This is a genomic window from Streptomyces sp. SCSIO ZS0520 (assembly GCF_025643355.1).
Classification (GTDB): Bacteria; Actinomycetota; Actinomycetes; order Streptomycetales; family Streptomycetaceae; genus Streptomyces; species Streptomyces physcomitrii.
This window is the reverse complement of sequence record NZ_CP092644.1, coordinates 4,487,721-4,508,551: the sequence shown is the minus strand read 5'-3', so window position 1 is coordinate 4,508,551 and position 20,831 is coordinate 4,487,721. Positions and strand designations below refer to the sequence as shown.

The 20,831-nt window shown below is 72.4% G+C and carries 20 protein-coding genes; 14 read left to right on the top strand and 6 right to left on the bottom strand.

Translation table 11 applies throughout. The annotated features are described in order from the left end of the window. Positions 1-114 precede the first annotated feature (114 nt). The 7 genes from MID12_RS17670 (at position 115) to pstB (ending at position 8,178) form a co-directional block, all read left to right on the top strand. A complete protein-coding gene (locus MID12_RS17670; protein ID WP_040251956.1) occupies positions 115-2,346 on the top strand; it encodes an RNA degradosome polyphosphate kinase in 2,232 nt (743 codons plus the stop codon). After that, positions 2,327-3,382: a CHAD domain-containing protein gene (locus tag MID12_RS17665; RefSeq protein WP_263168497.1), complete on the top strand. Its 1,056-nt coding sequence runs from the start codon at positions 2,327-2,329 to the stop codon at positions 3,380-3,382. The genes MID12_RS17670 and MID12_RS17665 overlap by 20 nt, the downstream gene beginning before the upstream one ends. After that, positions 3,379-3,834: an NUDIX hydrolase gene (locus MID12_RS17660; protein ID WP_040251952.1), complete on the top strand. Its 456-nt coding sequence runs from the start codon at positions 3,379-3,381 to the stop codon at positions 3,832-3,834. The genes MID12_RS17665 and MID12_RS17660 overlap by 4 nt, the downstream gene beginning before the upstream one ends. Before the next feature lie 235 nt (positions 3,835-4,069). Then, positions 4,070-5,197, top strand: a complete 1,128-nt coding sequence (pstS, locus tag MID12_RS17655; protein WP_040251950.1) for a phosphate ABC transporter substrate-binding protein PstS — start codon at positions 4,070-4,072, stop codon at positions 5,195-5,197. Between the two features lie 104 nt (positions 5,198-5,301). After that, positions 5,302-6,306 (top strand): phosphate ABC transporter permease subunit PstC, encoded by a 1,005-nt coding sequence (gene pstC / locus MID12_RS17650; protein WP_040251948.1) that lies wholly within the window; start codon positions 5,302-5,304, stop codon positions 6,304-6,306. Next, entirely contained in the window at positions 6,303-7,364 is a 1,062-nt protein-coding gene (gene pstA / locus MID12_RS17645; RefSeq protein WP_040251945.1) for a phosphate ABC transporter permease PstA, read from the top strand. Before pstC ends, pstA begins: the two co-directional genes overlap by 4 nt. Positions 7,365-7,401: 37 nt before the next feature. After that, positions 7,402-8,178, top strand: a complete 777-nt coding sequence (pstB, locus tag MID12_RS17640) for a phosphate ABC transporter ATP-binding protein PstB (RefSeq protein WP_040251943.1) — start codon at positions 7,402-7,404, stop codon at positions 8,176-8,178. A gap of 164 nt (positions 8,179-8,342) precedes the next feature. On the opposite strand, the gene MID12_RS17635 is transcribed toward pstB, so the two are convergent. Beyond that, a complete protein-coding gene (locus MID12_RS17635; protein ID WP_040251941.1) occupies positions 8,343-9,341 on the bottom strand; it encodes an inorganic phosphate transporter in 999 nt (332 codons plus the stop codon). Between the two features lie 6 nt (positions 9,342-9,347). Beyond that, positions 9,348-9,968: a DUF47 domain-containing protein gene (locus MID12_RS17630; protein WP_040251939.1), complete on the bottom strand. Its 621-nt coding sequence runs from the start codon at positions 9,966-9,968 to the stop codon at positions 9,348-9,350. Between the two features lie 245 nt (positions 9,969-10,213). Between MID12_RS17630 and MID12_RS17625 the strand changes: the two genes are divergently transcribed. Continuing rightward, positions 10,214-10,603 carry a metal-sensitive transcriptional regulator gene (locus tag MID12_RS17625; RefSeq protein ID WP_040251936.1) on the top strand — a complete coding sequence of 130 codons (390 nt, stop codon included), beginning with the start codon at positions 10,214-10,216 and terminating at the stop codon, positions 10,601-10,603. Positions 10,604-11,025: 422 nt separating this feature from the next. Here the strand turns inward: MID12_RS17625 and MID12_RS17620 are convergent, their stop codons facing one another. Further along, positions 11,026-11,226 (bottom strand): hypothetical protein, encoded by a 201-nt coding sequence (locus MID12_RS17620; RefSeq protein WP_052483173.1) that lies wholly within the window; start codon positions 11,224-11,226, stop codon positions 11,026-11,028. 390 nt (positions 11,227-11,616) lie between these two features. Next, positions 11,617-12,444, bottom strand: coding sequence for a hypothetical protein (locus tag MID12_RS17615; RefSeq protein ID WP_263168490.1), 828 nt, complete (start codon positions 12,442-12,444; stop codon positions 11,617-11,619). Between the two features lie 105 nt (positions 12,445-12,549). On the opposite strand from MID12_RS17615, the gene MID12_RS17610 reads away from it, so the two are divergent. The 3 genes from MID12_RS17610 to MID12_RS17600 all read left to right on the top strand — a co-directional run bounded on the left by MID12_RS17610 (position 12,550) and on the right by MID12_RS17600 (position 15,910). Next, positions 12,550-12,726, top strand: a complete 177-nt coding sequence (locus MID12_RS17610) for a hypothetical protein (protein ID WP_163011121.1) — start codon at positions 12,550-12,552, stop codon at positions 12,724-12,726. A 267-nt stretch (positions 12,727-12,993) separates the two neighbouring features. Then, a complete protein-coding gene (locus MID12_RS17605) occupies positions 12,994-14,082 on the top strand; it encodes a S1 family peptidase (RefSeq protein ID WP_078845053.1) in 1,089 nt (362 codons plus the stop codon). Positions 14,083-14,329: 247 nt separating this feature from the next. Further along, the gene (locus tag MID12_RS17600) at positions 14,330-15,910 is read left to right on the top strand and encodes an FAD-binding oxidoreductase (RefSeq protein ID WP_040251925.1); all 1,581 of its coding nucleotides are present in this window, start codon (positions 14,330-14,332) and stop codon (positions 15,908-15,910) included. 172 nt (positions 15,911-16,082) lie between these two features. Here the strand turns inward: MID12_RS17600 and MID12_RS17595 are convergent, their stop codons facing one another. Both MID12_RS17595 and MID12_RS17590 read right to left on the bottom strand, forming a co-directional pair. Next, positions 16,083-16,796 (bottom strand): phosphatase PAP2 family protein, encoded by a 714-nt coding sequence (locus MID12_RS17595; protein WP_263168486.1) that lies wholly within the window; start codon positions 16,794-16,796, stop codon positions 16,083-16,085. A gap of 269 nt (positions 16,797-17,065) precedes the next feature. Beyond that, complete coding sequence (locus MID12_RS17590) at positions 17,066-18,073, bottom strand: NlpC/P60 family protein (protein ID WP_040251919.1); 1,008 nt, start codon at positions 18,071-18,073, stop codon at positions 17,066-17,068. A 407-nt stretch (positions 18,074-18,480) separates the two neighbouring features. Here MID12_RS17590 and MID12_RS17585 point away from each other — a divergent pair, with 407 nt between their 5' ends. From MID12_RS17585 to MID12_RS17575, 3 genes are all read left to right on the top strand, one after another. Beyond that, the gene (locus MID12_RS17585) at positions 18,481-18,855 is read left to right on the top strand and encodes a hypothetical protein (RefSeq protein ID WP_263168481.1); all 375 of its coding nucleotides are present in this window, start codon (positions 18,481-18,483) and stop codon (positions 18,853-18,855) included. A gap of 235 nt (positions 18,856-19,090) precedes the next feature. Continuing rightward, positions 19,091-19,753, top strand: a complete 663-nt coding sequence (locus tag MID12_RS17580) for an RNA polymerase sigma factor (RefSeq protein WP_263168479.1) — start codon at positions 19,091-19,093, stop codon at positions 19,751-19,753. After that, the gene (locus MID12_RS17575) at positions 19,743-20,525 is read left to right on the top strand and encodes a hypothetical protein (protein ID WP_263168476.1); all 783 of its coding nucleotides are present in this window, start codon (positions 19,743-19,745) and stop codon (positions 20,523-20,525) included. The genes MID12_RS17580 and MID12_RS17575 overlap by 11 nt, the downstream gene beginning before the upstream one ends. Positions 20,526-20,831 lie beyond the last annotated feature (306 nt).

Here is a 20,831-nt window from a genome sequence, read left to right as displayed (position 1 = left end):
CGCGAGGAGCCCGGGCTTCCCGCGCCCCGCCGCCTCCGCCGTCCCGCCGCGGAGGCCGCGGCCGCGCCGACCGGCGCCCCGGCGCGGAAGACCCCGGCGCGGAACAATGGACTCATGACGCAGCCCGACGCCAAGGCCCCGATGAAGCACGCTCAGCCCTCCGTGGGCTCGATCGCGGCGCACCGGCCGCACGCGATCGCCGCGACCACCTCGGACCTGGAACCCGACCTCGACTCGGATCTGGACCACTTCGAGGACGCCGACGACACCGAGCTGCCCCTCGGCCGCTTCCTGGACCGCGAGCGCAGCTGGCTCGCCTTCAACGAGCGGGTCCTGGAGCTGGCCGAGGACCCCGCCACCCCGCTCCTGGAGCGCGCCAACTTCCTGGCGATCTTCGCCAGCAACCTGGACGAGTTCTTCATGGTCCGGGTGGCCGGCCTCAAGCGCCGTATCGCGACCGGGGTCGCCACCCGGTCCGCCTCCGGGCTCCAGCCCCGCGAGGTCCTGGAGATGATCTGGACCCGCTCCCGCGAGCTGATGGCCCGGCACGCCGCCTGCTTCCAGGAGGACGTCGCGCCCGCGCTGACCGAGGAGGGCATCCACCTGGTCCGCTGGCACGAGCTCACCGAGAGCGAGCAGGCCCGGCTCGGCACCCTCTACCGGCACCGCATCTTCCCGGTGCTCACCCCGCTCGCCGTGGACCCGGCGCACCCCTTCCCGTACATCTCGGGGCTCTCCCTGAACCTCGCCGTGGTGGTGCGCAACCCGCACTCCGGGCACCGGCACTTCGCCCGGGTCAAGGTGCCGCCGCTGCTCTCCCGCTTCCTGGAGGCCTCCCCGCAGCGGTACGTGCCCGTCGAGGACGTGATCGCCGCCCACGCCCATCTGGAGATGCTCTTCCCGGGGATGGAGGTCCTGGAGCACCACATGTTCCGGATCACCCGGAACGAGGACCTGGAGGTGGAGGAGGACGACGCGGAGAACCTCCTGAAGGCGCTGGAGAAGGAGCTGATGCGGCGCCGCTTCGGGCCGCCGGTGCGCCTGGAGGTGGAGGAGTCCATCGACGAGGTGGTGCTCAACCTGCTGCTGCGCGAGCTGAAGATCAGCGAGGACGAGGTCTATCCGCTGCCGGGCCCGCTCGACCTGACCGGCCTGTTCGGCATCGCCTCCCTGGACCGGCCGGAGCTGAAGTACAAGAAGTACGTGGCGGGCACCCACCGCGACCTCGCCGAGGTGGAGTCGGCCTCCGCCCCGGATGTCTTCGCCGCGCTGCGCGAGCGGGACGTGCTCCTGCACCACCCCTACGACAGCTTCTCCACCTCGGTGCAGGCCTTCCTGGAGCAGGCCGCGGCCGACCCGGACGTGCTGGCGATCAAGCAGACCCTGTACCGGACCTCCGGCGACTCCCCGATCGTGGACGCCCTGATAGACGCCGCCGACTCCGGCAAGCAGGTCCTGGTCCTGGTCGAACTGAAGGCGCGCTTCGACGAGCAGGCCAACATCAAATGGGCCCGCAAGCTGGAGGAGGCGGGCTGCCATGTGGTCTACGGCCTGGTCGGCCTGAAGACGCACTGCAAGCTCTCCCTGGTGGTCCGCCAGGAGGGCGACATCCTGCGCCGCTACAGCCATGTCGGCACCGGCAACTACCACCCGAAGACCGCCCGGCTCTACGAGGACATCGGGCTGCTCACCGCGGACCAGCAGGTCGGCGCGGACCTCTCCGACCTCTTCAACCGGCTCTCCGGCTACTCGCTGCGGGAGAACTTCCGCCGCCTGCTCGTCGCCCCCCGCTCGCTGCGCGACGGACTGGTCTCCCGGATCGCCAAGGAGGCCGAGCACCACCGCGCGGGACGGCCCGCCTACGTGCGGATCAAGGTCAACTCGATGGTCGACGAGGCCGTCGTGGACGCGCTGTACCGGGCCAGCCGGGCGGGCGTGCCGGTCGATGTGTGGGTACGCGGGATCTGCGCGCTGCGGCCCGGGGTGCCCGGGCTCTCGGAGAACATCCGGGTGCGCTCGGTGCTCGGCCGCTTCCTGGAGCACTCCCGGGTCTTCGCCTTCGGCAACGGCGGCGAGGCCGAGGTGTGGATAGGCAGCGCGGACATGATGCACCGCAACCTCGACCGCCGCATCGAGGCACTGGTCAGGGTCAGCGACCCGGCGCACCGGGCCGCCCTGAACCGGCTCCTGGAGACGGGGATGTCCGACCGCACGGCCTCCTGGCACCTGGGCCCGGACGGCGACTGGACCCGGCACGCCACCGACCCCGAGGGCCAGCCGCTGCGGAACGTACAGGAGATGCTCATAGACGCCCGGAGGCGCCGGCGTGGCACAGCAACACCATGAGGCCGCGGTGCAGTCCGCGGCGGGGGACGTCCTGGCGGCCTATCTGCGCAACCAGGCCACCGAGTTCCTGCGCGCGCTGAGAGCGCACCGCGAGCACGGGGGGACCACCGGATCGGGCGAGGAGGCGAGCGGCGCGGCGGTCGCGCTGCGGGCCTCGGCCCGCCGGATCGGGGGCACCCTGCACACCTTCAAATCGCTGCTCGACGGCGCGTGGTCGGAGGAGATCAGGACCGAGCTGGCCTGGCTGTCCGGCACCCTCGCCCGCGAGCACGCCCACGCCGCCCGCCTGGAGCGGCTGCTCGGCGCCCTGCACCGGCTCTCCGGCGGCGCCGCCTTCGAGGACGGCCCCCCGGGGGCGGCGCGGGCCCCCGGGCCGCGCCGGGAGGACCGCGGCGGCCCCCCGCTGGCCGTCGGCGCCGCCAAGGCCGGTGCCCTCCTGGAACGCCAGCTCACCCTGGCCCGCACCCGCGCCCACTCGGCCGCCCTCGGCGCGCTCGGCTCGGCCCGCTTCCACGCGGTCGCCGACAGCGTCGCCGTGCTCGCCAGCGAGGTCCCGGTCGACCCCAACGCGCGCGCCGGGGACCTGCACCTGCTCGCCCGGGAGGCGAAGGCCCGCCTCGACGAGGCCGCGCAGCAGCTGCCGCTGCGCCGGGCGGGACTGCCCTACAACGCCGAGGCCCTGGTGCACGGCCTGTCCGCCGAGCCGGGACCGCAGCCGCAGGACGCCCCCTGGCACCAGGTCCGGCTGCTGCTGCGGCTGCACCGCTACGCCCACGAGGTGCTGCACGCCGAGCCCGGCGCCGAGACGGAGACCGCCGGGCGCCTGCGGGCCGCGGGCCGCGCCCTCGACGAGCACCGGGACGCCGCCGAGGCCGCGCTCGCCGCCGCCTCCGCCGCCCGCACCCCGCGGATCGCCCCGGCCACCGCCTACGCGCTCGGCGTGCTCCACGCCGAGCAGCGGCACGAGGTGGAGGCCGCCCGCTACGCCTTCGGCCAGTGCTGGCTGGGCGAGAAGGAGCCGGTGGCCACCGGATGAGCGAGCAGGGTGTCGTCCGGGCGGCGGGCTGCGTGCTGTGGCGGCGGGCCCGCTCCCCGCTGGCCTACCGCGAGCTGGGCGAGTCCTGGGCCGGGCACGGCGGCATCGAGCTCTGCCTGGTGCACCGCCCGAAGTACGGCGACTGGTCGCACCCCAAGGGCAAGCTCAAGACCGGGGAGCCGCCGCTGGCCGCCGCGCTGCGCGAGGTCGCCGAGGAGACCGGCTTCCGCTGCACGCCGGGGCCGGTGCTGCCCGGTGCGCACTACCTCGCGCACGGCAGGCCCAAGCAGGTCAGCTACTGGGCGGCCGAGGCGGGCGAGGGCGGCTTCCGGCCCAGCCGCGAGGTGGACCGGATCTGCTGGCTGCCGCCGGTATCCGCGCGCGCCCGGCTCACCGAGCCCCGCGACAAGGACCTCGTGGACGCGCTCCTCGCCGCCCTCCGGCTCGGCTGATCGGCTCCCACCTGCCGTGACGTGCCCCGCACGTCCAGTAGTCGCGCGCCTCACCGTGCCGACCGTCGAGGTTCACCCCCCGTTCACTCTCACCCATCGGCCGCTTCACCTGTTCTGCCTAATTTCGGCCTTGTACGGAGCGCGCCGCCAGATTCCGGCGCCCCCACCCCGTGCGGTGAGACCACGACTTCGCACGCCGCCCGCGTAAGGCGGCTCCTGGAAGGACATCCCGAAAGTGAAGCTTCAGCGCAAGAACCGGCTTCGCGCCCTCTGCATCGGTGCCGTCGCCGTCTCCGGCGCCCTGGCCCTGACGGCGTGTGGTTCGGACGACACCGGCGGCACGGGCGGCGGCGACAGCTCGGCGGCGGCCGACTCCGGCAACATCAAGTGCGAGGACGCCAAGGGCCAGCTCCGCGCCTCCGGCTCCTCCGCGCAGAAGAACGCGATCGACGCCTGGCGCAAGAACTTCGCGGCCGCCTGCCAGGTGCAGATCAACTACAACCCCAAGGGCTCCGGCGCCGGCGTCACCGACTTCCTGCAGGGCTCCACGGCCTTCGCGGGCTCGGACTCCGCGCTCAAGGACGACGAGATCAAGGAGTCCTCGAAGGTCTGCAAGGGCAGCCAGGCCCTGGACCTGCCCATGGTCGGCGGCCCGATCGCGGTCGGCTACAACGTCCCCGGCGTCGACGACCTGGTCCTGGACGCCGAGACCCTGGCCGACATCTTCAACGACAAGATCAAGACCTGGGACGACGAGGCCATCAAGAAGCTCAACCCGAAGGCCGACCTCCCGGGCACCAAGATCCAGGCCTTCCACCGCTCCGACGAGTCCGGCACCACGGACAACTTCACCAAGTACCTGAAGGCCGCCGCCCCGCAGAACTGGCCGTACGAGCCCGCCAAGGCCTGGGCGGCCAAGGGCGGCCAGGCCGCGAGCGGCTCCTCCGGCCTCGCCCAGAACGTCAAGGAGACCGAGGGCGCGATCTCCTACTTCGAGCTCTCGTACGCGGGCGAGGAGATCGACACCATCAGCCTGAAGACCGAGGCCACCGAGCCCGTCAAGGCCACCGTCGACAACGCCACCAAGGCGATCGCCGAGGCCAAGCGGGTCGGCACCGGCAAGGACTACTCCCTGGAGCTGAACTACAAGCCGGCCGCCGAGGGCGCCTACCCGATCACCCTGGTGACGTACGAGATCGCCTGCGAGAAGGGCAACAAGGCGGAGACGCTGCCCGCCACGAAGGCCTTCCTCGGCTACATCGCCAGTGACGAGGGCCAGGGTGTCCTCAAGGAGAAGGGCTACGCCCCGATCCCGGCCGAGATCAACACGAAGGTCCGCGAGGTCATCAACGGCCTGAGCTGACCGTGAGTGCGGGCGGGCCGCCACCGGGGGCCCGCCCGCACCGTCCGGTGCACCGCCGCCTGGAGCCGCGCCCGAGGCACGGCCCCGCAGACCGGAGAACTCCCATGGATATATCGACCAAGAGCGACACCGCTCCCCCTCCCCCGCCCACCGTCGTGCCCCTCGAACCGGGCAGCAAGCGCCCCTCGGTCCGCCTCGGCGACCGGATCTTCCTCGGCCTGTCCCGCGGCTCCGGCATCCTGCTGCTGCTGATCATGGCCGCGATCGCCTGCTTCCTCGCGTACCGGGCCGCGCTCGTCCTCTCGAAGAACGACGGCAACTTCCTCACCACCTTCGAGTGGGAGGCCAACGGCGACCCGCCGGTCTTCGGCATCGCCGTGCTCGCCTTCGGCACGGTGGTCTCCTCGGTGATCGCCATGGTGATCGCGGTACCCGTCGCGGTCGGCATCGCCCTCTTCCTCACCCACTACGCCCCGCGCAAGCTGAGCGGCCCGATCGGCTACGCCATCGACCTGCTCGCCGCGGTGCCCTCGATCGTCTACGGCCTGTGGGGCGTCCTCGTCCTGGTGCCGCACCTCAACGGCCTCTACGGCTGGCTCGACACGTACTTCGGCTGGACCGGGGTCCTCGACTGGCAGGGCGGCGCCCCGCGCTCGCTGTTCACCGTGGGCATCCTGCTCGCGATCATGATCCTGCCGATCGTGACCAATGTGAGCCGCGAGGTCTTCCGCCAGGTCCCGCTCGCCCACCAGGAGGCCGCCCTCGCGCTCGGCGCCACCCGCTGGGAGGTCATCCGGATGTCGGTGCTGCCCTTCGGCCGCTCCGGGATCATCTCCGCCTCGATGCTGGGCCTCGGCCGCGCGCTCGGCGAGACCATGGCGGTGGCCACCGTCCTCTCCCCGGAGTTCGTGATCAGGACCAGCCTGCTCGACCCGGGCGGCGGCACCTTCGCCCAGAACATCGCCAGCAAGTTCTCCGAGGCCACCGTGCAGGGCCAGGACGCCCTGATCGCCTCCGGCCTCGTGCTCTTCGTCATCACCCTGCTGGTCAACGGCGCGGCCCGGGCCATCATCGCCCGCCGCAAGGAGTACTCGGGGGCCAACGCATGAGCCACGCAGCCACCACCCCGCGCCCGGGGACCCTGAAGACCGCCCGCCTGCCGCGCGGCTCCGCCTGGGGCATCGCCCTGCTCTCGGTCCTGCTCGGCTCCGGCATCGGCCTGCTCGCCGGTCTCGGCAACACGGTCCAGTGGGGACTGATCGCCGCCCTGCTCTTCGTGGTGATCACCTACACCGCGGCCGCCGCCGTCGAGGGCCGCCGCCAGGCCAAGGACCGGGTCGCCACCAGCGTCGTCTGGGTCACCTTCGTCCTCGCCGTGATCCCGCTCGCCTCCCTCCTCTACGAGACGGTCAAGCGCGGCGCCAAGGTCTTCGACGGCTACTTCCTCGGCCACTCGATGGGCGTGGTCGCCGACACCGAGCCCGGCGGCGGCATCTACCACGCCATCATCGGCACCCTGGAGCAGGTCGGCCTCGCCACCGTGATGTCCGTGCCGCTCGGCCTGTTCACCGCCATCTACCTGGTGGAGTACGGGCGCGGCAGGCTCGCCAAGGCCGTCACCTTCTTCGTCGACGTGATGACGGGCGTGCCCTCGATCGTCGCGGGCCTGTTCGTCCTCAGCTTCTGGATCCTGATCCTCGGCTTCGACTTCTCCGGCTTCGCCGGCTCGCTCGCCCTGTCGATCCTGATGATCCCGGTGATCGTGCGCTCCACCGAGGAGATGCTCAAGCTCGTCCCGAACGAGCTGCGGGAGGCCAGCCTCGCGCTCGGCGTGCCCAAGTGGCGCACCATCCTCAAGGTGGTCGTCCCGACCTCGATCGGCGGCATCACCACGGGCGTCATGCTGGCGGTCGCGCGCATCACCGGCGAGACCGCGCCGGTCCTGCTCCTGGTGTGGGGCAACAGCTTCATCAACACCAACCCCTTCGAGGGGGAGCAGGCCTCGCTGCCGCTGTACATCTACCAGCAGTACGCGAACAGCTCCGGCAGCGGCGCCGCCTACGACCGGGCCTGGGCCGCCTCGCTCGCGCTCATCGCCTTCGTCATGATCCTCAACCTGGTGGCCCGCGGCATCGCCCGCTGGAAGGCCCCGCAGTCCGGTCGCTGACCGCGGCCTCAGCGACCCGAAAGAAGCAGTGATTTCCATGGCCAAGCGCATCGACGTCTCCGGGCTCACCGCCTACTACGGCTCCCACAAGGCCATCGAGGACATCTCGATGACCGTGGAGCCGCGCTCCGTGACCGCCTTCATCGGCCCCTCCGGCTGCGGCAAGTCGACCTTCCTGCGCACCCTGAACCGGATGCACGAGGTCACCCCCGGCGGCCGGGTCGAGGGCAAGGTCCTCCTCGACGACGAGAACCTCTACGCCTCGTCCATCGACCCGGTCGCGGTCCGCCGCACCGTCGGCATGGTCTTCCAGCGCCCGAACCCCTTCCCGACCATGTCGATCTACGACAACGTCGCGGCGGGGCTGAGGCTGAACGGCTCGTACCGCAAGAACGAGCTGAGCGAGATCGTGGAGAAGTCGCTCAAGGGCGCCAACCTCTGGAACGAGGTCAAGGACCGCCTGAACAAGCCCGGTTCCGGGCTCTCCGGCGGCCAGCAGCAGCGGCTGTGCATCGCCCGCGCGATCGCCGTCGAGCCGGATGTGCTCCTGATGGACGAGCCCTGCTCCGCCCTCGACCCGATCTCCACCCTCGCCATCGAGGACCTGATCGGGGAGCTGAAGGAGCGGTTCACCATCGTCATCGTGACGCACAACATGCAGCAGGCCGCCCGCGTCTCGGACCGCACCGCCTTCTTCAACCTGGCCGCGGTCGGCGAGCCCGGCAAGCTCATCGAGATCGACGAGACCGAGCGGATCTTCTCCAACCCCTCCGTGCAGGCCACCGAGGACTACATCTCCGGCCGCTTCGGCTGACCGGCCCCGGCCGCCCCTGCCCGGGCGGCCCCCTGCCCCTCGCGGTGCTGCATGGCGGTGCCACCGCGAGGACGAAAGGGCCCGCCCCCTGGCTCCCGGGGGGCGGGCCCTCTCTCGTGTACGTACGTGGTCCTCGTCCGCGGAGGTGTTCCTGGTACGGGCCGCTAGCCGAAGGCGAGCCAGACCAGGCCGTAGCTGGCCGCGGCGACCAGGGCGGCGGCGGGCATGGTGATGAACCAGCCGAGGACGATGTTCTTGGCGACGCCCCAGCGGACCGCGTTGACCCGCTTCGTCGCGCCGACGCCCATGATCGCGGAGGTGATCACATGCGTGGTGGAGATGGGCGCGTGGAAGAGGAAGGCGGAGCCGAACATGATCGAGGCGCCGGTGGTCTCGGCGGCGAAGCCCTGCGGCGGGTCCAGCTCGATGATCTTGCGGCCGAGGGTGCGCATGATCCGCCAGCCGCCCGCGTACGTACCGAGCGAGAGCATGATCGCGCAGACCAGCTTGACCCAGACCGGGATCGCGTCGCCGTACTCCTCGGTGTCGGCGATGACCAGGGCCATGACCACGATGCCCATCGTCTTCTGGGCGTCCTGGAGGCCGTGGCCGAGCGCCATGCCCGCGGCGGAGACGGTCTGCGCGATCCGGAAGCCGCGCTTGGCCTTGTGCGGGTTGGAGTTGCGGAAGATCCACAGGATCAGGCACATCACCAGATAGCCGAAGATCAGCCCGATGAACGGCGAGACGAACATCGGAATGACGACCTTCTCGACCACCCCGGACCAGATCACGTCGATGCCGCCCGCGAGCGCCGCGCCGACCATGCCGCCGAACAGGGCGTGCGAGGAGGAGGACGGCAGGCCGAAGTACCAGGTGACCAGGTTCCAGATGATGGCGCCGACCAGCGCGGCGAAGAGGATGCCCATCCCCTTGCTGCCCTGCGGGGTCTCGATGAGCCCCTCGCTGACGGTCTTGGCGACACCGGAGCCGAGGAAGGCACCGGCGAGGTTCATCACCGCGGCCATCGCGAGGGCGGCGCGCGGGGTGAGGGCACGGGTGGACACGGAGGTGGCGATGGCGTTCGCCGAATCGTGGAACCCGTTGGTGTACGTGAAGAAGAGCGCGACCCCGATGGTCACGACAAGAGCGAAGGTGTCCACGAGGCCTCAGGATTCCTTGACCGCGATGGTCTCCACCGTGTTCGCCACATGCTCGAAGGCGTCCGCCGCCTCCTCCAGTACGTCCACGATCTGCTTCAGCTTCAGCACCTCCATGGCGTCGTACTTGCCGTTGAAGAGCTGGGCGAGCAGCTTGCGGTGGATCTGGTCGGCCTGGTTCTCCAGGCGGTTGACCTCGATCCAGTACTCGGTGAGGTTGTCCATGGTGCGGAGGTTCGGCATCGCCTCCGCGGTGAGGTCGGCGGCCCGGGAGAGCACCTCGATCTGCTGCTCCACACCCTTGGGCAGCTCGTCGACCTGGTAGAGGACGACCAGGTCGACCGCCTCTTCCATGAAGTCCATGATGTCGTCGAGGCTGGACGCCAGCGAGTAGATGTCCTCGCGGTCGAAGGGCGTGATGAACGAGGAGTTGAGCTGGTGGAAGATCGCGTGGGTCGCGTCGTCCCCGGCGTGCTCCGCGGCCCGCATGCGCTCGGCGATCTCGGCCTTTGCCGAGGCGTCGGCCCCGAGCAGTTCCATCAGGAGACGGGAGCCGGTGACGATGTTGTCCGCAGAGGCGGCGAACATGTCGTAAAAGCTCGTCTCCCTGGGGGTCAGACGAAAGCGCACTGGGGGTCCTCGGGGTGCTCTGGTTTCGGTCAGGCTGATGCTAGGCGCATCATCCGGCCACGGCTAACCGGCGTTCCACCAGTGTCGCCCATCGGGCACAGTGCTCAGCACTGGGTACGGCCAAGGGGTCCTTACCCAGCGGAAACCCGTACCATATACCCACCAGGGGTATCAGAAATCAGAAGTCCCGCCGAAGGGCCGCAGAAGCTCTGCGGAACGGCGCGGAACCGTCCAGGGAGGACGCGATGACGACCAGCGAAGCCGGGGCGGCGAGCGGCGGGGCGGCCCCGGCACCCCGGGAGCGGGCGGGGCAGGGGCCCGGTGCCGAGGTCGTCACGGACCACGACCGCGGGGTGCACGGCTACCACAAACAGAAGGACGAGCACCTCAAACGACTGCGTCGGATCGAGGGCCAGATCCGCGGACTGCAGCGGATGGTCGACGAGGACGTCTACTGCATCGACATACTCACCCAGGTGTCCGCCTCCACCAAGGCGCTGCAGTCCTTCGCGCTCCAGCTCCTGGAGGAGCACCTGCGGCACTGCGTGGCGGACGCGGCGCTCAAGGGCCCGGGCGAGGTGGACGCCAAGGTCGAGGAGGCCACCAAGGCGATCGGGCGGCTGCTGCGCACCTGAGGGGCATATGCGCCCTGGCCTGATCCCGATGGACTTGTCCACATGTCGGGACGCGGTCATTTTTTGTCCACAGGCGTTCTTCGGCCAGCTGCCGTTTCTCCGCTTTTCCGACCGCCGCCCGGCCGGGGCAGAGGGCACCGCCACCTGGCCGAGAAGGCAGCGGCGCCTCACGGGGCCGCCGGACGCACCGAAGCCGTGCCCACCCGTCAGCGGGTGGGCACGGCATCCGGTTTCTCAGCGGCATGCGGATTTTCCGTGGCGCGCGTTCCTCCGTGGCTCGCGCTTCTCCGTGGCGTCGGCTTCTCCGTGGTGTCGGCTTCTCCGTGACACTGGTCTCCCGGTGACGCCGGTCTCTCCGTGGAGCTGGACTCTCCGTGGGGCTGGTGTCTCAGTGCCGCCGGTCTCTCAGTGAAGCTGGACTCTCAGTGCCGCTGGTTTCTCACTGGCGGGCGCCGTCTCTCCTCCGCGGGTCGGCGGTGCCGCTCGTCGTGGACCCGCAGGACCTCGTCGATCCGGTCGGCGCTGAGCCGTTCCGCCCGGCTCGCCGAGGCGGCGATCATCAGGTCGCCGCAGAGTTCGATCTCGGCGAGGGCGACATGGTCGTGGACCGTTGCGCCGCGCATTCCGGCCACGCCGCTCACCTCCGCCCTCCGTCGGGTCACTCCGGGAAGCTCTTCCGGCTTCCCAGAGTAGGGAGGGGCGCACGGACGGCGCATGGCACGGACGGACCATTTCCGGCCCCCCGCCCGGGTACCGGTGGGCGTGGAACCGTCTGGACAGGGATCTTCGGTACCGGGCGCGGCTGTTCGGTGACCGAGTCCACAAATCCAACGGCCGACGAAATCAAGCCCCGGGACGCGTTACGGAGCCCATCGGGCGCCCGGCGGGGCGGACTTGACCTCGCGTGGGATCCCACCGGAGCCCTCCCGGCATCCTGCCGGAGCCCGCGCGGGTCAGCACCGGCGCCCGCGCGGAACACCGCCGGAGCGCACCCGGCCCCCAAGGCCCGGCCCCTACTCCGCGATCTTCCCCGCGTAGATGTCCGCCGCCGCGGGCAGCCGCACCTCGGCCGGCGCCCCGAACGCGTAGAGCAGCAGCGTCGAGGCGACCGCGACCGGCTCCGCGCGCCCCGCGTCGTAGACGAAGCGGTGGCGCAGCTTGCGCACCCGGCCCTGCTCGTCGAGGGAGACCTCGAAGGGCACCCGGCTGCTGCCGAACCCTTTCGCCGCGGCGAGCAGCGGCCCCCGCTCCCCGGCGGGCAGGCTCCGGGCCGCCTGGCGCAGATCCGCGACACCCCGGTAGCGGCGCACCGCGACGCCCGCCAGATCGCCGCTGCCCGCGAAGACCACCCCCCGCGCCCCGCGCAGGATCCGGGCCGCGGTGAGCGGATCGGTGGCCCCGCCGGTGACCAGGTTGCCGTCCGAGAGCGAGGCCGTCTCGATGCGCACCCACTTGTCGGCGGGGACCCCGGCACCGCGGTTCTTCATGTAGAGGGCGCCCGGCGAGAGGAGTTCGGTCAGCGGCCGGTGCTGCCGCTCGCCCGCCGGGTCCTGCGGCAGCAGTACCCGCAGCTGCCCGAGCGCCCGCCGGAAGTCGTAGACGCCCTCGCCGCGGATGGTCACCCGGGTGCCGCCGGTGGCCATCTCCATCGAGGTGGTGGCCCGCGAACTGCCCGCCTCGGTCAGCGCCGCGGCGGCCCGGTGGACGGCCTCGGCCGGATCGCGCGGGGGGCGCGAGTCCACGGCCGCGCCGTCACCGGCACAGGCGCTCAGCGCCATCAGCCCCGCCGCGCACAGGGCGACGGCCGTACCTCCCGAAGGCGTCCGCCGCTGCCTCACCATCACTGCCATCCCCGTGCCGGATCCGGGCTCCCGTCGCTCCGGTTAACGACCGGTAGGGGCCGCCGTCACGCGTCTGGGTTCATCCGGCGCGGGTACGTTGGGGGCGTGGCGCAGCAGCAGGAGGAGCCGGTCCCGGGCGGTCCCGGGGAACACCGCACGACAACCGTGGAGAACGGCCGCTTCTGCGCGGCCCGGTGCGGCTGCGGCTGGCGCGGCCCGGCCAGGCGGGCGCGCAGCAAGGCCCGGGCTGACGCCGAAGGTCACCTCGCCGCCCTCGGCTGAGCCCGCGCGCGTACCCGCTCCCCCGCGCCCGCGCACCCCCTCCGGTGCCGGGTGCTTCCTCACGCCCCCTCAGCCCGGGTGGGTGGCCCCGCAGTTGCGGGCGGTGCGGTATGCGGCAAATGTGTCGTTCCGGGAGGTGCTGCGGACCGACCCCCCGCTCCCGGATCCGGCCCGATCCCGACGGAGGGCCCCGGACGTGGTGCGCGAGGTGCCCGGCGCCTCCCGGCCCGGCCGACCGGCCCGGCCCCGTCCCCCTGGAGGTTCGCGTTGAAGCACGCCCGCCCCACCCCGCGTCACGCCGCCCGTCCGTCGCTGCGGAGCACCGCGCTCGCCGCCGCCGGTGCGGCCCTCCTGCTCGGCGCCGCCGCGCTGCCCACCGCGAGCGCCGCCCCCTCGCCCGACCCGCTGACGGCCGGGGCCGCCGCCCAACTGGCCGCGGACATCAGCGCCCAGCTCGGCCCGGCCGCCGCGGGTGCCTACTACGACGCCGTGAACCGCAGGCTCGTGGTCAACGTCCTCGACGAGAAGGCCGCCGACCGGGTGCGTGCCGCGGGCGCCGAGTCCCGCCTCGTCGAGCACTCCCTCGCCACCCTGGACGCCGCCCGCGCCACCCTCAAGGAGCGCGCCTCCGTGCCCGGCAGCTCCTGGGCGATGGACCCGAAGACCAACCGGATCGTCGTCACCGCGGACCGCACCGTCACCGGCGAGCGGCTCGCGCGGCTGACCAAGGTGGTCGACTCCCTCGGCGACCGGGCCACCGTCACCCGTACGGCCGGGGAGTTCCGCCCGCTGGTCGCGGGCGGGCAGGCCATCTGGGGCGAGGGCGGGCGCTGTTCGCTGGGCTTCAACGTCACCAAGGGCGGCAAGCCGTACTTCCTCACCGCCGGGCACTGCACCGAGGCGATCGCCTCCTGGTCCGCGAAGCAGGGCGGCCCGGTCATCGCCAAGACGCAGAGCGGCAGCTTCCCCGGCGACGACTACGGGCTCGCCAAGTACACCGGCGACACCCCGCACCCGAGCGCGGTCGACCTCTACGACGGCAGCCGCCAGAAGATCTCCAAGGCGGGCCAGGCCACCGTCGGCCAGCAGGTGACCCGCAGCGGCAGCACCACCAAGGTGCACGACGGCGAGGTCACCGCGCTGAACGCCACCGTCAACTACAAGGAGGGCGCGGTCGAGGGCCTGATCCGTACCGATGTCTGCGCCGAGCCCGGCGACAGCGGCGGCTCGCTCTTCGACGGCGAGAGCGCCCTCGGCCTCACCTCCGGCGGGAACGGCAACTGCACCATGGGCGGCGTCACCTTCTTCCAGCCGGTGGGCGAGGCCCTGCAGAAGACCGGTACGCAGATCGGCTGAGAAGACCGCTACCCGGACCGGCCGGCAGACCCGGTACCCGGATCGGCTGACCGGCCCCGCGCACCGGCCCCGGACCGGCCGTCCTCCCCGGAGGCGGCCGGTCCCCGCATGCCCGTGCCTCATCTCCCGCCGCCCCGCGCCCCGTTCACATCCCTTCGCGCGCAGGGGAACCCGACCCCTCACGGATGCCGTCTCGTTCACCGGGCAGGTAGTGAACCAACCGGGCCGGACGACGAGCGGAGGCGGCATGGAGCGGCGCAGGGTCCTGGAGGGTCTCGGGGGTCTCGGCCTCGGGGCCGCGGCGCTGGCGACCGGCGCGGCCACGGCTGCCTGCCGCCCCTCCGGCACCGGGGCGGACGGGGCCTCGACCCCGCCCGGCGACCCGAAGGGCACGGCCACCCGCACCGCCGCCTCCTCCTCGGCGCCCGCCGACTGGAAGGCGCTCGCCGGCGATCTGGACGGACTCCTGGTCCGCCCGGGCGACAAGGAGTGGGCCACCGCCCGCCAGCTGTACAACACCCGCTTCGACGCGCTGAAGCCGACCGCGGTCGCCTATGTCGCCCACCTCGACGACATACGGACCACCCTCGCCTACGCCCGCGCCCACCGGATCCCGCTCGCCATCCGCAACGGCGGCCACTCCTACGCCGGTTACTCCTCCGGCGACGGCCGCCTGATCCTCGACGTCTCCCGGCTCGCCGCGGTCCGGGTCAGCGGCAGAGAGGCGGTCGTCGGCGCGGGCGCCAAGCTCATGGACGTCTACCGGGGCCTGTCCCCGCGCGGGGTGACCATCCCGGCGGGCTCCTGCCCCACCGTCGGCGTCAGCGGGCTCACCCTGGGCGGCGGCCACGGCGTCGCCTCCCGCGCCTACGGGCTGACCTGCGACAGCCTCACCTCGGCCACCGTGCTGACCGCCGCGGGCAAGCAGCTCACCGCCAGCAAGGACGAGAACCCGGACCTGTTCTGGGCGCTGCGCGGCGCGGGCGGCGGCAACTTCGGCGTCGTCACCGAGCTGCGCTTCCGCACCCATGACGCGCCCGAGGGCGTCAGCGCCTTCATGAGCTGGCCCTTCTCCCGGGCCGCCGCGGTGGTGAAGGCCTGGCAGGAGTGGGGGCCCGCCCAGCCCGACGAGATCTGGTCCTCGCTGCACCTGGACAACACCGAGGGCGGCACCCCGACCGTCTCCGTCGCCGCCTTCTCGCTGGGGAGTTACGGGGATCTGCAGAACGCGGTGGACCGGCTCGCGGACCGCGTCGGCGCCCCCGCGCGCAGCGTCTCGCTCAAGCGCCGCGCCTACCAGGCCGCGATGGACGTCTACGCGGGCTGCTCCGGCTACTCCGACGCGATGTGCCATCTGCCGGGCGAGACCCCGGGCCGCAACCGGGCGGGCGCCCTCGGCCGCGAGACCTACGCGGCCCGCTCCGACTTCTTCGACCGCTCGCTCTCCACGGCCGGGATCCAGGCCCTGCTCGACCGCATCCAGTCGGTACGCGGCGGCAGCGGCGCCTTCTCGCTGACCGCGCTCGGCGGTGCGATCAACCGGGTCGACCCCGGCGCGACGGCCTTCGTGCACCGGCGCTCCCGCTTCCTCGCGCAGTACACCGGGGCCTGGCGGGCGGGGAGTCCGGGCACCACCGTCGAGTCCTGGCTGCGGAGCACCCACACCGCGATGCGCCGCCACGCCTCCGGCGCCGCCTACCAGAACTACATCGACCCGCAGCTGGACGACTGGCGCGGCGCCTACTACGGCACGGGCGCGGCCCGCCTCGCCCAGGTGAAGAAGAAGTACGACCCGGAGCGGTTCTTCTCCTTCGGACAGGGGCTGTAGAGCGCCCCGCTCGTACCGGCGAATGCTTCGGGCCGGGGCCGTAGCTCGCCGCTCGTACCGGCGGGCGCCCTGGCCGCGGGGCTGGAGGGCGCCGCTCGACCGCGGACGCCGCGGGCCGGAGTGCCACCAGGTGCCGTGAACCCCCGTCTGCCCGGCGGCCGGTGACGGGCGTTCAGGCGGCCAGATCGCGTTCCGAGGGGCCCTCGGGGCGGGGTTCGGGCAGCTCCAGCTGTTGGGCGGGTACGGAGGCGGGGCGCGGGGCGCTGACCAGCACGCCGACCCGGGGCGCCCGTCCGACGGCCTTCATCAGGGGGGTGAGCAGGGCGGCGGCGCCGGGGGCGAGGAGCAGGGCGACCGCGGTGCCGAGCGCGAAGCCGCCGACCACGTCCGTCGGGTAGTTGACGCCCAGATAGACCCGGCAGGCGCCCTGGAGCAGCGCGATCCCGAGGGCCGCGAGGCCGAAGCCGCGGTGGGCGACGAAGAGGGCCGCGCCGATCGCCATGGCGAGGGTCGCGTGGTCGCTGACGAAGGAGAAGCCGTGGGTGCCCTCGGCGAGGACGTCCACGTCCGCGTGGTCGGCGAAGGGGCGGGGGCGGCCGACGAAGTCCTTTATCGGAAGGTTCACCAGGAGGGCGAGCGCGCCGGCGATCGGCGCCCACAGCACCGCCGCCGTCGAGGCGGCCGCCCGGTCCGGGTCGCCGCCGCTGCGCCGCACCTGCCACCAGCAGGCGGCGAGCAGCGGGATCAGGGCGAGCAGCAGCCCGTAGTTCCCGGCGGCCTCGACCGTGCGGTCGAACCAGCCCGGGGTGCTGCGGCTCAGGTGGTTGACGTCATGGAGCAGGCTGACGTCGGGGTTGGACCCCGATGCCTTGAGACCGGCGTTCACGCAGCGGCTCCTGTCTCTTCGTACCGGCGCGCGGGAACGCACCGGCCTTCCGGCCCCCCGTGGTCTTCAGTGCACACAGCAAAGGAACGCACACACCGTGTCGATACGTTCCACGATCTGCCGAAGGATCATCCACCCGTTATCGAAGAGAAATACGTCACCGCAGCTCAGAACGGGGTATCCGGCGCAGGGTTTCGGCCAAGCGCCCCCTTCTGCCCTCACCCGGCGTCACCGGCTCCGGCCGCCGCCCGCCCGTTTGCTCCGGCGATTCAGGCCTTGGCCGGGTTTGTCGGCAGCGCCTTCGCGCCATCCTTGGTGACCCGGGTGGCGCCGAAATAATCGGGAGTGTCGACCGGGTCGAAACGGATGACCGCCCCGGGCCGCGGCGCGTCGATCATGTAGCCGCCGCCCACGTAGAGCCCCACATGCCGGATCGCCCGCGAGTTGGTGAGATCGTCGGAGAAGAACACCAGGTCCCCGGGCAGGAGTTCGTCCCGGTCCGGATGCGGCCCGGCGTTGTACTGGTCGTTGGCCACCCGCGGCAGCGCGATCCCGACACTCTCGTACGCGGCCTTGGTCAGCCCCGAGCAGTCGAAGCGCCCGCCCTGGTCGGCGGTGCCGTTGCCGCCCCAGAGGTACTCGGTGCCGAGCTTCTTCTGCGCGTAGTAGATGGCGCTCGCGGCCTGCTGGGAGGGGTCGACCCGGGTGATCGGCCGGGCGAAGCTCTTCTCCAGGGTGGTGATGACGCGGACGTAGTTCTGCGTCTCCTGGTAGGGCGGCACCCCGGAGTACTTGATGACGGCGTAGGCGCCCGCGTTGTAGGCGGCCAGCATATTGTGCGTCTGGTTGCCGGGCGCCTTGCGCACGTACTTGGCGAGATCGCAGTCGTAGGCGGCGGCCGAGGGGATGGCGTCGGCGGGGTCCCAGATGTCCCGGTCGCCGTCGCCGTCGCCGTCGACCCCGTGGGCGGCCCAGGTGCCCGGGATGAACTGCGCTATCCCGCGGGCGTCCGCCGGGCTCTTCGCCCGCGGGTTGAAGCCGCTCTCCTGGTACAACTGCGCGGCGAGCAGCGCCGGGTTGAGCGCCGGGCAGAGGTTGCCCCACTTCTGCACCAGCGGCTGGTACGCGGCCGGTACGGCGCCCTTGGCCAGGCCCACCGAGCCGCCGCCGTTGCCGGTGGACATGTTCCCGGCGACCACGAAGGTGCCGATGAGCAGCAGCGCGACGAACGAGCACAGCGAACCGGCGAGCCCGCCGACGATCCAGACCTTGCGCACCGAGCCACTCCTCAACCGGGCGGAAGACAGCTTTCATTTCACCACGGAGGGCGGCGCCGCGGAGCGGCTCGCGCGGGTTCCGGGCTCCCGCGCAGGGCCCTTTCCGGCCTGACCCGCACCCGCGCCCGGCCGCCCCTCGCACCGGCAACTCTCACTCTGTGTCGCCCTCCTGACACACCGTAGGAGACCCCACCGACAGCGGCCCCTCGCACGGACGACCGCCCGGACGGCGGCCGTCGGGGAGACCCGCCCCCGACCCGCCGCCCCGCAACGGCAGAAAAAAACTCCCGAACGGTGTCATACGGATCGGCCTCCCCAGGCGTATGGAGAGTGTCCGGCCGGACACCGCACTGACCAGAGCGGTCGGAGACCGCAGACAGAGACAGAAGACAAACGGGAGAAGAAAGATGACCAGGACTCGTGCCCGGATCCTCGGCGCACTGTCGGTGTGCGTGCTGACCGGCTCCCTGCTCGGCGCGGGCAGCGCCCTCGCCGCGGACAGCAAGGCGGCGGCCGACTGCGGCCCCCAAGAGGTCTGCTTCTGGCAGGACAACGACATGCCCGGCGCCCCCACCTGGCGCTGGTCCCCGGGCAGCGGCCAGCTGAACCTGCCGCCCGCCCTCCACGACAACGTCGGCTCCTTCGTGGCCAACGCCGCCGCCTGCTTCGTCGACACGGACCCGGCGGAGAGCCGCGCCGTGACCCCCGGGGACTACTCGAACGCCTATAAGGCGGACGGCAAGTTCGGCAGCAGGCTCGACCTCGTCAAACCGGCCTGCTGACCCTGCCGGCCGGGCCCCTCCACGGGGGCCGGGGCCCAGCCGGCGCTCCCCACCACGGAGCGCCCCGGGACACCGCGCGGTGTCCCGGGGCGCACGCGACCAGCCGGGCTCCGACCCGCGCGCCCTTTGCCCCCAAGCACATCGAAAAGGGGCGAAGATGCCGATTACCCCACTCAAGCCACGGGCACGGGTGACCGCGACAGCACACGCGGCCATCACGGGGGAAGCACTGCACGTGCCACGCTCAGACCCCGGCGGCGGGCCGAAGACGTCCACGCCGCCACGACCCGACCACCCACCCGGTCCACGACCACCGGACGACCGGCTCGCCACCAAGCCCGCCACCGCAGAAGGGAGTTCACCCGGTCCACCGGCCACCGAAGCCTCCCGCGCCTCCTTCGACGAGGTCTTCTGCTCCTTGCTCGACCGGCTGTACCGGCGGGCGGCGATGCTCGCGGGCACGCCCCACGCCGCGGAGGACGCCGTGCACGAGGTCTATCTGAAGATCGCCCCGCGCCCGCAGAAGTTCCTCGCCCACCCGGAGCCCTACGCCTACGCCTTCGCCACCCTGCTCAGCGTGCTGCGCAGCGGCTGGCGCCGGGAGCGGCGGCAGACCCCGGTCGCGGACATCCCGGAGTCGGCGAACTGGTCCTGGGACGGCGGCGTCGAGCAGCGCACCGCCGAACTGGAGGCGGTACGGCTCCTCGGGCAACTCTCCGTACGCCAGGCGGCCGTGGTGATACTCGTCGACCTGGACGGTTACACCATCGACCGGGCCGCCGAGATCCTCTCGGTCCACCGCGGCACCGTGGCCCGGACCCGCGGCAGGGCCCTGCGCAAGCTCAAGGGCTCCCTGAGCGACCTCCAGCGGGAAGGACGAGGGCACGATGAGTCCTGACGACGAGGAAGACCCACAGCCCACCGTCGCCGTACTGCGCGCACGGCTCCGGGCCGCCGAGACGGAGATCCGCACTCCCCCCGGCCTGTGGGAGCGGGTGCGCGGCCCCGAGGCAGCGGGGGGCGTCCTAGCGGCGGGATCCGCTCCGGCCAGGGGATCCCGCCCGGCGGAGAACACCCTCCTGTCCAAAAGGCCCGTCCTACGACGGGGATCCGGCCCAGCCAAGGGCCGCGTCCCGCCCGGGCGATCCGTCCCGCCCGGGCGATCCGTCCGGCCCAGGGGCTCCGTCCCGCACGCCCGCGCCTCGCGTCGCGCGGGACACCACCGCGCCGTTCTCTCGCTGGCCGCCGCGCTCGCCGTCCTGCTCATCGGCGCCGGGGGCTGGCTGCTCCTCACCCCCGGCGTCCCGGACGGCCAGCACCCGGCCGGGCACGCGGCCCCGACCCTCACCGTCCACAACGCCGAGACGGCCTGCCGGGACCACCGCACCCTGGAGTGCGCCCTCAGGCTGGCGAGGACCCCGTACGGCCGCTATGCCGCCCCGGACAACGCGGCGGGCCATGTCTGGGGCCGCGACCGGCTCAGCGCCCGGTGCGTGGTCACGGACGGCACCCTGGTCCGGGACGAGAGCGGGATGACCTCCACCCGCTGGTACCTGGCCACCACCCGGGAGGGCACGACGGGTTGGCTGCCGGGGGTCCGCACCCGCAACACCACGGAGGTCCGCCTCTGCGCGACCGAGGAGGCCCGGGTGCGGCCGGGGAGGGGCTGAGACGGGGAGCTTGCCGCCGGAGCTTGGGGCCCGGCTGCGGATCGGGCTGAGGGACTGACCGAGAACCAGGCTGAGCGCCGGGCTGAGGAACTGGCCGAGGCTCCGGCTGAGGACTCGGCCGAGGTTCGGACTGGAGGCCCGGCCTCCGATCGCGCACTCTCCCGGGCAGACGGACTGCCCGCCCCGGGCCGGGAGGCGGCCGGGACGGGCAGTCGGTTCGCGGTGCGGGAGCGGTGCGGGAGCGGTGGCCGTCCGCCGGTGAGGGCGGGCGGCCGGGAGGAGGTGCGGCCCGGCGGCCGATGTCCA